The 14,553-nt window shown below is 65.3% G+C and carries 15 protein-coding genes and 1 pseudogene; 6 read left to right on the top strand and 10 right to left on the bottom strand.

What is annotated here, in order from left to right; genetic code table 11:
* Positions 1 to 57: 57 nt before the first annotated feature.
* Positions 58 to 603: a DUF721 domain-containing protein gene (locus B8784_RS00595; RefSeq protein WP_158085529.1), complete on the bottom strand. Its 546-nt coding sequence runs from the start codon at positions 601 to 603 to the stop codon at positions 58 to 60.
* A gap of 19 nt (positions 604 to 622) precedes the next feature.
* Between B8784_RS00595 and B8784_RS00590 the strand changes: the two genes are divergently transcribed.
* Positions 623 to 1,684, top strand: a complete 1,062-nt coding sequence (locus B8784_RS00590) for an A/G-specific adenine glycosylase (protein ID WP_084395691.1) — start codon at positions 623 to 625, stop codon at positions 1,682 to 1,684.
* Positions 1,685 to 1,836: 152 nt separating this feature from the next.
* On the opposite strand, the gene B8784_RS00585 is transcribed toward B8784_RS00590, so the two are convergent.
* Positions 1,837 to 3,570 (bottom strand): cation:proton antiporter domain-containing protein, encoded by a 1,734-nt coding sequence (locus B8784_RS00585; RefSeq protein WP_084395690.1) that lies wholly within the window; start codon positions 3,568 to 3,570, stop codon positions 1,837 to 1,839.
* Positions 3,571 to 3,736: 166 nt separating this feature from the next.
* On the opposite strand from B8784_RS00585, the gene B8784_RS00580 reads away from it, so the two are divergent.
* A complete protein-coding gene (locus tag B8784_RS00580; protein WP_084395689.1) occupies positions 3,737 to 4,336 on the top strand; it encodes a LysE family translocator in 600 nt (199 codons plus the stop codon).
* Between the two features lie 19 nt (positions 4,337 to 4,355).
* On the opposite strand, the gene B8784_RS00575 is transcribed toward B8784_RS00580, so the two are convergent.
* The 4 genes from B8784_RS00575 to B8784_RS00560 form a co-directional block, all read right to left on the bottom strand.
* Positions 4,356 to 5,441, bottom strand: a complete 1,086-nt coding sequence (locus B8784_RS00575; RefSeq protein ID WP_084395688.1) for a site-specific DNA-methyltransferase — start codon at positions 5,439 to 5,441, stop codon at positions 4,356 to 4,358.
* A 204-nt stretch (positions 5,442 to 5,645) separates the two neighbouring features.
* Positions 5,646 to 6,779, bottom strand: coding sequence for a PA0069 family radical SAM protein (locus B8784_RS00570; protein WP_084395687.1), 1,134 nt, complete (start codon positions 6,777 to 6,779; stop codon positions 5,646 to 5,648).
* 97 nt (positions 6,780 to 6,876) lie between these two features.
* On the bottom strand, positions 6,877 to 7,290 hold the full coding sequence (locus B8784_RS00565; protein ID WP_084395686.1) for a BLUF domain-containing protein: 414 nt from the start codon (positions 7,288 to 7,290) through the stop codon (positions 6,877 to 6,879).
* A gap of 85 nt (positions 7,291 to 7,375) precedes the next feature.
* Positions 7,376 to 7,981, bottom strand: a complete 606-nt coding sequence (locus B8784_RS00560; protein ID WP_084395685.1) for a TIGR04282 family arsenosugar biosynthesis glycosyltransferase — start codon at positions 7,979 to 7,981, stop codon at positions 7,376 to 7,378.
* Between the two features lie 63 nt (positions 7,982 to 8,044).
* Here B8784_RS00560 and B8784_RS00555 point away from each other — a divergent pair, with 63 nt between their 5' ends.
* A complete protein-coding gene (locus B8784_RS00555; RefSeq protein WP_143435222.1) occupies positions 8,045 to 8,611 on the top strand; it encodes a hypothetical protein in 567 nt (188 codons plus the stop codon).
* On the opposite strand, the gene B8784_RS00550 is transcribed toward B8784_RS00555, so the two are convergent.
* On the bottom strand, positions 8,608 to 9,291 hold the full coding sequence (locus B8784_RS00550) for a TIGR04283 family arsenosugar biosynthesis glycosyltransferase (RefSeq protein WP_084395683.1): 684 nt from the start codon (positions 9,289 to 9,291) through the stop codon (positions 8,608 to 8,610). The genes B8784_RS00555 and B8784_RS00550 overlap by 4 nt on opposite strands.
* Positions 9,292 to 9,407: 116 nt before the next feature.
* Here B8784_RS00550 and B8784_RS00545 point away from each other — a divergent pair, with 116 nt between their 5' ends.
* Positions 9,408 to 9,884, top strand: a complete 477-nt coding sequence (locus B8784_RS00545; protein WP_084395682.1) for a hemerythrin domain-containing protein — start codon at positions 9,408 to 9,410, stop codon at positions 9,882 to 9,884.
* Between the two features lie 139 nt (positions 9,885 to 10,023).
* Here the strand turns inward: B8784_RS00545 and B8784_RS00540 are convergent, their stop codons facing one another.
* Complete coding sequence (locus B8784_RS00540; protein WP_084395681.1) at positions 10,024 to 10,821, bottom strand: uracil-DNA glycosylase; 798 nt, start codon at positions 10,819 to 10,821, stop codon at positions 10,024 to 10,026.
* A gap of 95 nt (positions 10,822 to 10,916) precedes the next feature.
* Between B8784_RS00540 and B8784_RS00535 the strand changes: the two genes are divergently transcribed.
* Together B8784_RS00535 and B8784_RS00530 are read left to right on the top strand one after the other, a co-directional pair.
* On the top strand, positions 10,917 to 12,599 hold the full coding sequence (locus B8784_RS00535) for an electron transfer flavoprotein-ubiquinone oxidoreductase (protein WP_084395680.1): 1,683 nt from the start codon (positions 10,917 to 10,919) through the stop codon (positions 12,597 to 12,599).
* A gap of 17 nt (positions 12,600 to 12,616) precedes the next feature.
* Positions 12,617 to 13,240 carry a hypothetical protein gene (locus B8784_RS00530; protein ID WP_084395679.1) on the top strand — a complete coding sequence of 208 codons (624 nt, stop codon included), beginning with the start codon at positions 12,617 to 12,619 and terminating at the stop codon, positions 13,238 to 13,240.
* Here B8784_RS00530 and B8784_RS00525 read toward each other — a convergent pair.
* Together B8784_RS00525 and B8784_RS00520 are read right to left on the bottom strand one after the other, a co-directional pair.
* Positions 13,136 to 14,194 (bottom strand): glycosyltransferase family 4 protein, encoded by a 1,059-nt coding sequence (locus B8784_RS00525; protein ID WP_084395678.1) that lies wholly within the window; start codon positions 14,192 to 14,194, stop codon positions 13,136 to 13,138. The genes B8784_RS00530 and B8784_RS00525 overlap by 105 nt on opposite strands.
* Positions 14,191 to 14,553 (bottom strand): annotated as a pseudogene (locus tag B8784_RS00520) (4-(cytidine 5'-diphospho)-2-C-methyl-D-erythritol kinase); the annotation flags it as partial. The pseudogene B8784_RS00520 and the gene B8784_RS00525, both read right to left, overlap by 4 nt.

Genomic DNA, 14,553 nt, shown 5'->3' with positions numbered 1-14,553 from the left:
TTTTCTTAAGAGATTGAGTCGGAGTGGTTTCCAAGGGGTTAACGGCGCCAGGGGCGCTCATGACTCGGTCCGGGTGAGCACGGCTTCGCCGAGGGCGAGGACCGCCTTCTTCAGCTCGCTATCCTCTATCCCGGAAACGGAGTGTTGCAACTGTTCGCGCTCTTCAGCCGACAGCGGGCGCCTGCGCCGGGGCGGGGCAGGCTGGCCGCCACGCGTCAGCGGGCCCTGCTTCAGGCGCACCTCGCGGATGTCGCCGCCCAGCGAGACCGAGACCCGCTGGCGGATCGTCTCGGACTGGTGCTGCACCATGGTCGCGGCCGCCGGAATGCATTTCAGCGTCAGCACGCGGCCCTTACCCTTGCCGCTGGCGCCGATCTTGTCGGGTTCGCAGACCTTGGCGAGCTGCTCGCCGACAATATCGGCCCATAGCAGTTTCAGCCGGCCGATGGCCGGGCCTTTTTCAGGCAGCTTCTTGCGGGCAAGCTTCATCGCCGCGGCCCCGAAAGAGTTCGGCAGCGGCCGCACAGGACGGGCGCGCTGATAGCGCAGCGCGACACGCGCGCGGGCTTCTTCCAGCGGATCGAGACTTGACCTTGTGACCATCCTCACAATTGTGCACCGCATGCGATCACGTGGAAAGGCCGCAAATGCGGTTTCACCAGAGTTTGAAGACCTGCCAGCCGCGCTGCTCGACTGGTATGCGCGCCATGCCCGCGATCTGCCATGGCGGGTCGGGCCGAAGGCGCGCGCGGCCGGGGCGACGCCGGACCCGTACCGGGTCTGGCTCGCCGAGATCATGCTGCAGCAGACGACCGTGCCGCATGCGGCACGCTACTTTCATGCTTTCACCGAGCGCTGGCCCGCCGTGGATGACCTTGCCGCCGCCGAGGATGGCGATGTCATGGCCGCCTGGGCGGGGCTTGGCTATTATGCCCGCGCCCGCAACCTGCTGAAATGCGCGAGAGAGGTCGCTGCTGCCGGGGCATGGCCCAAGACTGAAAAGGGCTTGCGCGAGCTGCCGGGCATCGGGGCCTACACTGCCGGCGCCGTCGCCGCGCTCGCTTTCGGAGAACGCGCGCCGGCTGTGGACGGCAATGTCGACCGGGTGTTCGCCCGGCTTCTGGCGGCCAAGGGCGAGTGGAAGGAGGAGAAGGCACGGATCGCTGCCATCGTGCGCGATCTCGTGCCCGGAGACCGGCCCGGCGAATTTGCCGAAGCGCTGATGGATCTCGGCGCCACCATCTGCACGCCGAAGCGGCCGAACTGTCTCATATGCCCGGTCCGTCCGTGGTGTGCCGCCCATGCCGAGGGCGAGCCGGAGCGCTATCCGGTGAAGCCGGCGAAGAAGGCCAAGCCGAAACGCAAGGGCGAGGTGTTTGCCGTCTTTCGCGGCGATGACGTGCTGGTCGAGCGGCGCCCGGACAAGGGCCTGCTCGGGGGCATGCTGGCCTTGCCGACGACGGAGTGGAAAGAGGCGGGCGATGTCAGCCGTCCCGTCTGGGCGGAAGAGGCAGGTGAGACGCTGGGCGAGGTTCGCCACGTCTTCACCCATTTCGAATTGCGGCTGGATGTCATCCGCTTCAGCCTCGAGGCCGCGCCGGACGGATATGACTGGATGGAGGCCGGGACGGCCGCCGACGCCTTTCCGAGCGTGTTCGCCAAGGCGCTGAAGCTGGCGGTTTGAACGCCTGACGATTGAGGATGCCTTGCCACGGCTTGGCCGTGGCACCCATCTCCTGACCGCGCACCAGGCTCAGACGGCAGCAAATGGCCCCCATGGATAAACCATGGGGAGGCCCCCGCTGTGGCGCCGATCTTGCCTGAGGCTTCACGCTTCTAGCCCTCGGAGGCCTTGCGGTATTCCTCGTCGCGTTCCGAGCCGATCAGGTCGCGCACCGTCTCATTGGCATAGCCGAACTCCTGCAGGGCCCGGCCCGCCAGCTGCAGCCCGGCCTCGATAGCGTCCGGAATGACGAAGGTCGCGCCGGCCCGGCGCAGCGCCTGGCCGTGTTCGGCGTCACGGGCGCGGGCAAAGACCGGTACGGTCGGCCTCAGCGAGCGGATAGCGCGCACCATGGCTTCCGCGCTCGCCGGATCGTCCACGGTAACAACGAAGAGCGAGGCGCCGTGCGCGCCAGCGACTTCGAGGATTTCGCGGCGGGCGGCATCGCCGAGCGAGACCTGCCAGCCTTCCTTGCGCCCGCGCTGAACCGAGTGAAAGCCGCGCTCGAGGATGACGATATCGGCCTGTTCCTCGTGCAGGATGCGCGCAATCGTATGGCCGACCCGGCCGAAGCCGGCGATGATCACATGGCCTTCCCGGTCGGAGAAATCGGTGTTTTGCAGCGTCTCCGGCTCCGGCGTCTTCATCCGTCTGGCGAGCGAGACGCCGAGCCGGGAGGTCAGCGGGATCAGCAGCATGGAGAGCCCGGCAATCGCGCTGACGGGCGTGGTGAGCTCCGGCGTCAGGATGCCGGCGCCGGCGGCGGCCGCCATGATCACGAAGGCAAATTCCCCGGCGGGCGCGAGCAGGAAGGCACTTTCGGTGGCCACCGGCGCGGGCCCGGCAAAGAGGCGGCAGGCGACCCAGGAGACGAGCGCCTTCATCAGGAGAAGGCCGGCCAGGCCGCCGAGCACGATGGGCGCCATCTCGGCGATGACGACGAGATCGATGCTCATGCCGACCGTCATGAAGAAGATGCCGAGCAGGAGGCCCTTGAACGGATCGAGGTCGACTTCGGTCTGGTGGCGGAATTCCGTTTCGCCGAGCATCAGCCCGGCCAGGAAGGCGCCGAGGGCGACCGACAGGCCAGCCATGCCCGTCATCACTGCAGCGCCGATGACGGTGAACAGCGTCAGCGCCATCAGGAAATCGCGTCCGCCATAGCGCGCGGCCAGCCGGAAGACGTGCTGCAGCACGAAGCGCCCGGCAATGACGATGGCGGCCACCGTCAGCAGCCCTTCGAACAGCGCCCGGATCACGGTCTGGACGATGTTCACACTGTTTTCAGGCGAGAGGAAGCTCACGAAAATCAGGATCGGGGCGACGAGGATGTCCTGGAAGAGCAGTACGCCGAAGGCGGTGCGCCCGGCCGGTGTGGCGGCGCGGTGCTCGCTTGTCAGCACCTGCATGACGATGGCCGTCGACGAGAGCGCGAGCGCCAGCCCGATCACCGCGGCGGCCTGCGCGCTCACCCCGAAGGCCCAGAGCACGGTCCCGGTCACGGTCGCGCCGAGGATGGCCTGCGTGCCGCCTGCGCCGAACACGACGCGTTTCATGTCCCAGAGCTTCTCGAAGGACAGCTCAAGGCCGAGCAGGAAGAGCAGGAAGAGCACGCCGAGCTCGGCGAAGGGGGCGGCGGCTTCCGGGTCGGAAACGGTCACGAATTGCAGCGGCGCCCAGAGATGTTCGAAGGTGCCGAGCCCATGCGGGCCGAGCACGACACCGGCAATCAGGAAGCCGGCGACGGCCGGCAGTTTCAGGGCCCGGAAGGCCGGCACGATCACGCCCGCGGCAAACAGAAAGACGAGAACGTCCTTCAGAAAGATTTCCTGGCCTTCGTGCCCCATGCCGTGTGCGTCCTTCTGTCTGCCCAGGGTGTCGTGTGCTCACCATAGGCGGTCTCTCCTGTGGCGTCAGCCTTTGTCAAAGGGAAGTTGGCCAACCGCAAGATTCGGGTCGCTTGCCCGGGCTGAAAGCGCAAGACCTGCCTCGGATCCGATCTTGAGGTACCCGATGTTCGAGCTGACCGCAGCCCTGATCGTCTTTCTGTTTCCGCTGGCCTACAGCCCCGGGCCGGGGAACATGTTCTTTGCCGCCAACGGCGCCCGCTTCGGGCCGGCGGCGACCGTGCCGGCCAGTCTGGGCTATCACGTCGCGACCCTGCTGGTGACGCTGGCCATCGGGTTCGGATTCGAGACGACGCTGGAGCGCTCTCCCATCGTCTTCCAGGCCATCAAATGGGCCGGTTCGGCCTATGTGCTTTATCTCGCCTGGAAACTGTTCCGGGCCAGCGCCATCGACACGGTCGGCGAGGCCCGTCCGGCCGGGGTGTGGGGCGGCGCGGTCCTGCTGCTGCTCAATCCGAAAGCCTATGTGATCATCGCGCTGATGTTCAGCCAGTTCCTGGAAGCCGCAGCCGCGTCCGGCAAGCTCCTGGCCGTCGGCTGGATCAGCAGCGTCTTCACCCTCAACAATCTGCTCGCCTTCACCCTCTGGACGCTGCTCGGCGGCCAGATCGCGGCGCTGTTCAGGGATGAGGCCCGGGCCCATCTCCTGAACAGGGTATTCGGCAGCGTGCTCGCGCTCGTCGCGCTGTGGATGATGTTTGGCTAGCCGTTTTGCCGGGCGGGGATCAGTTCAGACCCATTTCCTGGCGGTAGCGCCGGCGCAGCAGGTCGATCGGGGCGAGGTCGCCCTTTGGCGATTCATAGTGCCAGAAGGTCCAGCCATTACAGGCCGGGGCTTTCATCACATGTGCGCCGAGCCGGTGGATCGAGCCGGAGGCGTCCCCGGTCGCCAGGCTGCCATCGACGCGGATGCGGGCGAAATGGCGCTTCTTGGGCGACCAGAGCCGGTCGCCGGGTTTCAGCCAGCCATTCTCGACCAGCGCGCCGAACGGCACGCGCGGCAGGGCCTTGGCGCCTTTCTGGGTCTCGAGCGCCTCGCCATTGAGCGGCGTAATCGCCTTCAGCCGGGCGCGCGACAGGCGGACATAGGCCGGGTCCTGCTCGACGCCGACATAGTCGCGCCCGAGCATCTTGGCCGCAGCCGCCGTCGTGCCGGTGCCGGAGAAGGGGTCGAGGACCACATCGCCGGGATTGGTTGTCGCCAGCAGGACGCGCTTCAGCAGCGCTTCGGGCTTCTGCGTGGGGTGCGCCTTCTTGCCGGTGGCGGTGTCCTTCAGGCGTTCGGAGCCTGTGCAGAGCGGGATCGTCCAGTCAGACCGCATCTGCTTGTCTTCATTGAAGGCTTTCAGCGCATCGTAATTGAAGGTGACGCGCGACTTTTCCTGCTTGGCCGCCCAGATCAGCGTCTCGTGGGCGTTCTGGAAGCGCGTGCCCTTGAAGTTGGGCATCGGGTTCGATTTCAGCCAGATCACGTCATTCTGGATCCAGAAGCCGGAATCCTGGAGGATGGCGCCGACGCGGAAGATGTTGTGATACGAGCCGATCACCCAGATCGCGCCGTCATCCTTCAGCACGCGGCGGCATTCGGTGAGCCACTGGTGGGTGAACAGGTCATAGGCGTCGAAACTGTCGAACTGGTCCCAGGCATCGTTGACGCCGGCGACCGCCGACTGGTCCGGCCGTGTCAGGCCGCCGCCGAGCTGCAGGTTATAGGGCGGGTCGGCAAAGACGAGATCGACGGATTTATCCGGCAGGCGCGACAGGACATCGACGCATTCACCTTCCATGATCGTGTTGCGGATCAGCTCCATGACGTTTTCAGCCCCTCTACTCGAATCAACTTGAACCCCCATCCGGCCCCGATTTGGTTTCTGCTTCGTTACGCAATGCCCCTGACAGCTGCAGCCGGACTGCGCATGCCGCTCATTCCGCAACCGTAACGATTTTTCGGGCCTGTGGACAAGTCTGTGGAGAAAACTCGGTGTTTCCTGTGGGCTGACTGTGAAAGGACAGGCTCAGACGTCGAGCAGCATCTGGCCGTTTCGGCCTTCCGAGGGACGGAAGAGGTCGGTGCGCAGGCGCGGACGGGGTGTGTCGAGGCGCAGCCGCCGGATCGCCTTCTGGAAGCGCTGGGCGATGAAGCGGGCATGCGGTCCGCGTCCGGTGCCACGCTCGAACCAGTTGGAATCATAATCCTGGCCGCCGCGCATCTCGCGCAGCTGGTTGATGATGCGCGCGGCCCGGTCGGGATAGTGCTGCACCAGCCACTCATGCACGATGTCCTTCAGCTCATAGGGCAGGCGCAGGATGACATAGCCCGCCCCCGAGGCTCCATGCTCGGCAGCCGCTTCCAGCAGGCGCTCCATTTCCGGTTCGTTGAGGGCCGGGATGATGGGCGCCGTCATGGCGATGACCGGAATGCCGGCATCGGAGAGCGCGCGGATCGTTTCCAGCCGGCGGTGCGGAGCCGCGGCCCGCGGTTCCAGGCGCCGGGCCAGTTTCGGGTCGAGCGTCGTCAGCGAGACACCGACCCGGGTAAGCCCCTTCTCGGCCATGGGCGCGATCAGGTCGATATCACGCTGGATCAGCGCCGACTTGGTGAGCAGGGTGACCGGGTGATTGTGCTCGGACAGGATCTCCAGGAAGGTCCGCGTCAGCCGCAGGCGGCGTTCGATCGGCTGGTAGGCGTCGGTGTTCATGCCGAGTGCGAGCGGGCGCACGACATAGGAGGGGCGTGACAGCTCCCGCCGCAACAGGGCCGGGCCGTCGGGCTTGAAGAACAGCTTGCTCTCGAAGTCGAGCCCGGCCGAGAGGCCCTGATAGGCATGGGTGGGCCGCGCGAAACAGTAGACGCAGCCATGCTCGCAGCCACGATAGGGATTGATCGTGCGGTCGAAGGGGATGTCCGGCGAGCGGTTATAGGTGATGATCGTCTTCGCGGTCTCGCGCGTCAGCGTCGTTTCCAGGCGGTCTGCTTCATCCTCGACCGTGCCCCAGCCATCATCGAAGGCAAACCGGGTCTCGCGCTCATACCGGCCGGTCTGGTTTGAGATCGCGCCCCGGCCCCTGTGTTCGAAGCGTTCCTCAACCCCGGCCGTGTCGACCAGGGTTACGCGGCCTTTCGGCGTGAGTTTCTGTGTCTGCCTCATGGGGACAGAGACAAGCACAGTCGTCAGAACAAAACAAGAACGCTTTGAGCAAAGCCTGTGGATGGCCCGGCCCGTTCACTGCCCGGCGCGGGATGTTCTAGGCGCGCATCGTGTTGAAGCTGACGAGGATGTTCCGGTAATAGTCCGGCAGGCCGGCTGGCAGGAACAGGCTGAGGTCGGAGGACAGGGTGATGCCGTCCGGCAGGGGGGCGACCGGGCATTCGACCGTGTTCAGCGTCATGGGCGACTCGTCGAAGCTGCGCCGCGTGCCGCTTTCGCGCATGATGGTGACGATGTGCCTGTGGCGCGAGTCGTCGCAGATCCGGTCGAAGAGCGCCTCGACTTTCTCTTCCGGGCCTTCGAGAATCTGCAGGAAGCTCACTCCGTTGAACATCAGCGTTCCGGTGATGGCGGACGCGGCATTGTTCCGGATGGCAGCTTCCAGAATGTCCTGGAGGTCAGTCGCCGTGAGTTCTTCAGCGGCGGCACTGACATAAGCAAGTCGGTACATTCAGATGACTTTCATTAGCGTTATGCGGACTTGGTCCGAACCGGGACGGAGCGTCGATAACCTAAATCAACAGAGCTGCGTTGGGTTAATGGGATGACTGATTATTAAAGACTTTCCAGTCTTTCCCGGTGTCGATGTCAAGCAGCCGGGGCAGCAGGGAAATATGAGCCCGCGCGGGCAGGTTCGACCAGACATCCTCCATGGCATGCGGGCCCGACCAGCGGACATCGTCGAAAATGTGCCGGTCGCGCAGGCTGTGGCTGAGCCCGAGTAGCCAGAAGCCGCCATCGTCGGCTGGTCCGAAGACGGCGCCATTATGCGACAGCAGTCTGACCGCCTCGCGGATATGCCGCCGGCGGATGCCCGGCGCGTCGGTGCCGATAAAGAGAACCGGCCCGTGCGGCGCGGCTTCCATAGCGGCGCCCATACGGTCGCCAAGATTGCCGCGGCCCTGCGCCGTCCGTTCCAGAGAGGCGGGCCAGAGCCCGCCCAGCGTTTCGCCGACCGCATTGTCCGGGGTGATGCAAAGCCGGGTCTCCCAGCCGGTACCGCGGGCCGCCTGCATGGTTTTCGCCAGGGCGAAACGGGCGATCCGGCGGGCTTCGGCACGCCCCACATCCTTGGCCAGACGCGTCTTGGAAAGCCCCATGCGGGGCGGTTTGGCAAAGATCAGCAAGGTCGGTTTGGTCATGTAAAAGCCATCAATCGCGGGTCAGCTTGTCTCTATCTGAACGCATATGGGTGGGAATGGATCATGATGACACGTTTGACTGCACGGATTTTACCGCTCCTGGCAGGGCTCGCCCTGACGGGCTGCTTTGTGTCCGAGACGCCGCTGATCGAACCGGAGGCGGCGGTGCTGCCGGCTGAGGGCGGCCTTGTGGTCTGCCTCGAGGCGGAAGACCCGTGCCTGACGCTGATGCGCCAGGATGACGGCTATCTCGTCGAGGCCCCGCGTGAGGAAGAGGGCGACCTGCATGTCCGCTTCGCGCCGCTGATCCAGGCGGGCGGGCGCCAGGTCTTCATCGCCGAAGCCGGTGTGCAGACCGAGGACGGCACTTTCTACATGTACGGCCTCGCCCGGCGCATGCTGGAGCCGGATGCGCGCGGCGCGACCCTGCAGGTCGCCGGGCTCGATTGCGAGGAGCTGGACGAGACCGCGCTGGCCGGCTTCGAGGCGGGTGGCGGCCGTGTCGAGACCGACAAGATGACAGAATGCCAGCCGGCCTCGCTCGACCAGCTCAAATCGGTCCTGCTGGCGGCCCATCGCGAGGGGCTCGCCACCGATGCCTGGTGGCAGGCGCATGGCGAGGATCTCTAGCGATAGGCCCTGGCCAGCGTCTCGGGCGAGGCGCCCATCAGGTAGCGGGTGATCAGCCAGGCATTGGCCCAGCTGCGCTTGCGCCAGCCATCGCGCTCATACTTCGCCGCCGAGGTGCGCGCTTCCGCCGAGAGGAAGGCCAGCCGCTTGCGCCCGATGGCCTGCACGAGGCGCACATCCTCCAACAGCGGCACGTCGTCATAGCCGCCAACGGCGTCATAGAGCTTGCGCGAGACGAGCAGGCCCTGGTCGCCATAGGGCAGGGCAAGCCAGCGCGCGCGCCGGTTGGCCCGGGCCGCGATCACTTTCGCCATCGGCGCATCGGAGCGGTAGGCGAGCGTGAAGACCGCCGCCTTGTCCGGCCGGTCTGCCAGGTGTCCGGCGACCCGCTCGGCCCAGTCGCGCGAGAGCACCGTGTCGGCATGCAGGAAGAGCAGCCAGTCGCCGCGCGCGGCCTCTGCCCCGGCGATCAGCTGTTTCGCACGGCCAGGCGCGCCGGTGAGCACATTGGCCCCGGCGCCTTCGGCGATGTCGCGAGTGTGGTCGTCCGAGCCGCCATCGGAGATGACGAGTTCACGGATCAGACCGGCTTCCAGTCCCGGCATCAGGCTGTCGAGACAGGCCGGAAGACTGGCTTCGGCGTTGAGCGTCGGAAGGATGATCGAGATCGGTGCGGGCATGCTGGACCCTCTCTTAGTCCAAATCCGGGCCGCGTCGAGTGTGTCGAAAGGCCGGGAACGCCTTTGCCAGATCGGGCGTTTCAAGACACGTAATCCCGCAAGAAGGAACAAGGACTATGTCAACGATCTACGAGACCCTGAAACAGGACCATGAGCGCCACCGCAAGCTGCTCGCGACCATCGCCGATACGCATGGCGATTCCGAAGAGCGCCGGAAAGCCTGGGATGAATTCTATCATGATGTCAGCGCGCACGCCGCCGCCGAGGAAGAGACCTTCTATTCCAAGCTGATCGCCGATGAGGAAGGCCAGCAGGAAGGCCGCCACTCGGTCGCCGAGCACAAGGAGCTCGACGACATGATGGAAGAGCTGAACGAGACCGACTTCTCCTCACCGGCCTGGCTGACCAAGTTCAAGGACATGCGTCATCGCTATGAGCACCATATCGATGAAGAGGAAGAGGACATTTTCCCGGTCGCCGAGGACGTTATCGGCGAGGACGGGAACGAAAAACTCGGTGCGGCGTTTGAAAAACGTAAGGACGCTGAAATCGAGCTTGTCGAGGAAAAAGCCGAAGAGAAGCTCGAAGAGTAGACTTGGACAGGACTGGGAGCTGGACTGCACATCCGGCGGATGTCCGCCACAAAAAGCCCTCCGCGTTTCCCCTCGCGCGCCGATGGGCTTTCTCAAGAGCCCGACGTGTTACCCCTCCACGTCGGGCTTTTTCTTTTGTCTAAAGCGCCTCCAGCCGTGCCTGAATGTTAAGCAGGTCCCGCCAGGCGCGGCTTTTTTCTTCCGGCCGGCGCAGCAGGAAGGCCGGGTGGAAAATCGGGAAGAGCGGCCCGTCATAGCCGCCCGGTGTCTTCAGGACATGCTCGGTGCCGCGCAGCTTCATGATGCCGGTGCGTGATTGCAGGAGCGATTTCGCCGCCACACCGCCGGCCGCGATGATGAGTTTCGGCTGGCCGAGCTCGATCATCCGGTCGACGAAAGGCCGGCACAGCTCGAGCTCCTCATCGCTCGGATTGCGGTTTCCCGGCGGGCGCCAGTAATTCACATTGGTGATGAAGGTGTTCTCGGTGCGTGAAAGCCCGATGGCGGCCAGCATCTTGTCGAGCAGCTTGCCCGCCTTGCCCACAAAGGGCAGGCCGATCCGGTCTTCCTCGCCGCCCGGGCCTTCGCCGATCACCATGACAGGCGCGCCCTGCACCCCGTCGAACACGGCGGTCTTGCGCGCGGCCTCTTTCAGGATGCAGCCATCATAGCCCTCAATGGCGGTCTTCAGCGCATCCAGCGTGTCGGCGCCGGCGGCAAGCTCCTTGGCGTCATTGACCCAGTCTTCATGCGTTTTCTTGCGCAGATGGCGCGGCAGGCGCTCGGGCGGTACGGGCGGTGGAGCCGGTGCGGCCTTCGCGGTCTCTTCGGCCGCCTTTTTCCAGGCGCGCATCTGGGTCTCGTCGGCCTCGACGCCCATCTCGGCCCACCAGTCGGTGAGGGCCTTTAACGCAGGGGAAGAAGAAGTTTGGGACATTCAGACCTTTGGCATTCAGCGGATTCGACTGTAGACCGGAGGCAGAGCATGTATAGGGCAGGCGGACAGACACCGCCATAGCTGGGAGTATTTGTATGGCCGAGGCAGTAGAACGCGAATCGATGGAGTTCGACCTTGTGATCGTCGGGGGCGGGCCAGCCGGGCTCGCCGCAGCGATCCGGGCGAAGCAGATCGCCAATGAAGCCGGTGACGAACTGGAAGTCGTCGTGCTGGAAAAGGGCGGCGAGATCGGGGCGCATATCCTTTCGGGTGTCGTGGTCGACCCATCCGGGCTCGACGCGCTGATTCCGGACTGGCGGACACGCGATGACCGTCCGCTGAAGACGGAAGTGACCGGCGACAAGTTTGTCTGGCTTGGGCCGAAGGGCTCGATGGACATCTCCTGGCTGCCCATGCCGGGCTATATGAAGAACCATGGCAACTTCACCGGCTCGCTCGCCAATGTGGCGCGCTGGCTCGGCCAGGAAGCGGAAAATCTCGGCGTCCAGGTCTTCCCCGGCTTTGCGGCTTCAGAGCTGGTCTATGGCGATGACGGCGAAGTGAAGGGTGTGGTTGCCGGCGTCATGGGCATCGGCGCCGATGGCAGCCACAAGCCGGACTATGAGCCGGGCATGGAGCTGCTCGGCAAATACGTGCTCTTCGCCGAGGGCGCGCGCGGTTCGCTGTCGAAGGAGCTGATCCGGAAATTCGATCTCTCCGAAGGCCGGGAGCCGCAGAAATACGGCATCGGCCTGAAGGAGCTCTGGTCGGTCCCGGAGGAGAATTTCAAGGAAGGCTATGTCCAGCACACGCTGGGCTGGCCGCTCGACGACAAGACCGGCGGCGGCAGCTTCCTCTACCACTTCCGCGATGGCGGCGAGCCCTATGTCTCGCTCGGCTTCGTGGTGCACCTCAATTACAAGAACCCCTACCTCTCGCCCTATCAGGAGCTGCAGCGCTGGAAGCACCATCCCGATATCCTGAAGCATATCGAGGGCGGCAAGCGCGTCGGCTATGGCGCTCGCGCCATCACCGAGGGCGGCTACCAGTCCCTGCCGAAGCTCACTTTCCCGGGCGGCGCGCTGATCGGCTGTTCGGCCGGTTTCGTCAACGTCCCGCGCATCAAGGGCAGCCACAACGCCATCCTGACCGGCATGATGGGGGCCGAAGCCGCCATCGCCGCGATCAAGGAAGGCCGCCAGGGCGATGAGCTGATCGCCTATCAGGAAGCCTATGAAGACTCCTCGGTGCGCAAGGAGCTCTATCTCGTGCGCAATGTGAAGCCGCTTCTGTCGAAGATGGGCACGGCCGTGGGCACGCTCATGGGCGGTGTCGAGATGTGGACCACCAAGCTCTTCGGCGGCTTCTCCTTCTTCGGCACGATGGGCCATGGCAAGACCGACGCCCAGGCGCTCGAGCCGGCGGCCAAGCACAAGCCGATCGAGTATCCCAGACCCGACGGCAAGATCAGCTTCGACAAGCTGACCAATGTTTCCTTCACCAACACCAATCATGCCGAGGACCAGCCGGTCCACCTGATCGTGGAGGACATGGAGCTGCAGAAGAAGTCCGAGCATGACGTCTATGCCGGCCCGTCGGCGCGCTATTGCCCGGCCGGTGTGTATGAATGGGTCGAGGAAGACGGCAAGGAGCCGCGCTTCCAGATCAACGCGCAGAACTGCATCCACTGCAAGACGTGCGATATCAAGGATCCGAACCAGAACATCACCTGGACGACGCCGGAAGGCGGCGGCGGTCCGGCCTATCCGAACATGTAAGGAGCGGCTGCGGCCCGATGGCGGACGATATTCAGAGTTTCGAGTTCAAACCGGCCCTGATGCGGGGCCGGGACAACTGGACACTCGACGGCGGCTTCCTGACCAAGAATGGGGAGCTGTTCTGCGATCTCGGGCGGATCGAGTCCGCCCGGTTTGCCGAAATGGCCTCGCAGCGCGTCTACACCGCCTGGCTGGATCTTTACCAGGGCGATGGACGCCACCGGATCGCCTGCAATCTCCGCCGGCCGAGCGAGCACAATCAGCAATTCATGTCGCTGGCCGCGAGCGTGCTCGAAAATCTTGCCGCGCGTGAGCCGGATATGCCGGTGGCCTTCGGGGCCGGGTCGGGCGTGCGCTGGGCCATGTTCCTGATCGGTCTGCTGGCCGGGCTGTTCGGGCTCGGCCTGTGGGCCTCGGTCGCTATGGGCGGCACGGCGCAGGACGAGACCCTGTTCGTGCTTCTGTTCGGCGGGCTGTTCGTCGTCTTTGGGGCAGGGCTTGGCTGGGCCTACCGGCCCTGGGCCCCGCCGCGCATGCTATCGGCCAGCGCCGCCCGCGACCTTGTGCGCCGTTTCGCGGCGAATGCCGGTCCACAGAAAGGCAAAGACCAAGGCGAAGACCCAGAACAGGACAAAGGGTAGCGCCCCGCCGCCGGCCGTCGCGACAAAGGCGGCGACCGCACAGACCGCCGACAGCCCCCACCAGATGAGCGCCACCTCGATATGGCTCCAGCCGGCCTGCAGCAGTGCCTGATAGGCGTGATCGCTATGCGCCTCGAACCAGGCGTCGCCGCGGCGCGCGCGCAGGACCAGCGTCATCAGTACGTCGGCCAGGAAGGGCAGGGCGAGCAGCGCGACGGTCCAGACCGGCAGCCCTGAAACCAGGCCCAGCGCCGCAAACAGGCCGCCCAGGCCAAACGCTCCGGCATCGCCGGCATAGAGCGTGCCGCGCAGATTGTGCATGAGGAAGGCGGCGATCGCGGCAAGGATCGCGGCCAGCCCCGGCGGGAACGGCATGTCGGCATGCGCGCCATAGGCCGCGCCCAGCCCGGCAAACATGATCGCCAGCGAACCGGTCGCGAGCCCGTTCGAGCCGTCCATGAAGTTCGTGGCATTGGTGAACACCAGCAGCCACAGCGCCGAGCCGGCAAGTGTAATGGCCGGCAGGGTGACATTGCCGAAGGGCGAATCGAAGGCCGGTGTCGCGACCCCGAAAAACGGCGCGATCACGCAGACAGCCGTAACAAGCAGGAGCTTGGTCACCGCGCCCATGCCATTGATGTCGTCGCCCGTCCCGATCAGGGTCAGCGCCCCGCTTGTCAGCAGCGCGGCCACGACCGCGGCATGATGGCCGGGCAGCCAGTCGGGCGTGATCAGCTCGGGCGTCAGCGTGTGGGCCATGCCGGCGGCGGCATAGACAATGGCAATCGCGGCCATGACACCGAAGCCGCCAAGGCGGGGCACCGCGCTTGCCTGCTGCTTGCGTCCGCCATCGGGGGCATCCACCACCCCGGTCTGCTTCATCAGCACACAGCCATAATAGGACAGCAGAAACGCCAGAACGGCGGTGACGATGAAAACCGGATAATCAGTCATGGCTGACGCGTACCGTTGAGCAGAGTCGGCGCAATCCACCAGTCCGGATGGGCCGATTTCAGAGCGTCGCTCGCGGTCTTGAGGTCATGGCGGGTTGGGAACACGCCAAAACAGGTCGCCCCGGAGCCGGACATGCGGGCCAGCGCACAGCCGGGCCGGGCCCGCAGCGCTTCCAGCGCGTCCCCGATCTCCGGCACCAGCTTGAGGGCCGGCGCTTCGAGATCGTTGCGCGTTTTGGTGCCGAGCCAGTTTGCCAGGCTGCCGGCCGTGCGACCGGGCGGAATGTCCAGCGCCTCGAGCGCTTTCGGCGTATCGGTGCGGTCATAGGCCTGGAAGATCGGGCCGGTCGGGCAGGGCAC

This window comes from Henriciella aquimarina, assembly GCF_002088975.1.
Taxonomy (GTDB): domain Bacteria; phylum Pseudomonadota; class Alphaproteobacteria; order Caulobacterales; family Hyphomonadaceae; genus Henriciella; species Henriciella aquimarina.
The sequence above is the reverse complement of the archived record's forward strand: the minus strand, read 5'-3'. Positions and strand labels throughout refer to the sequence as shown.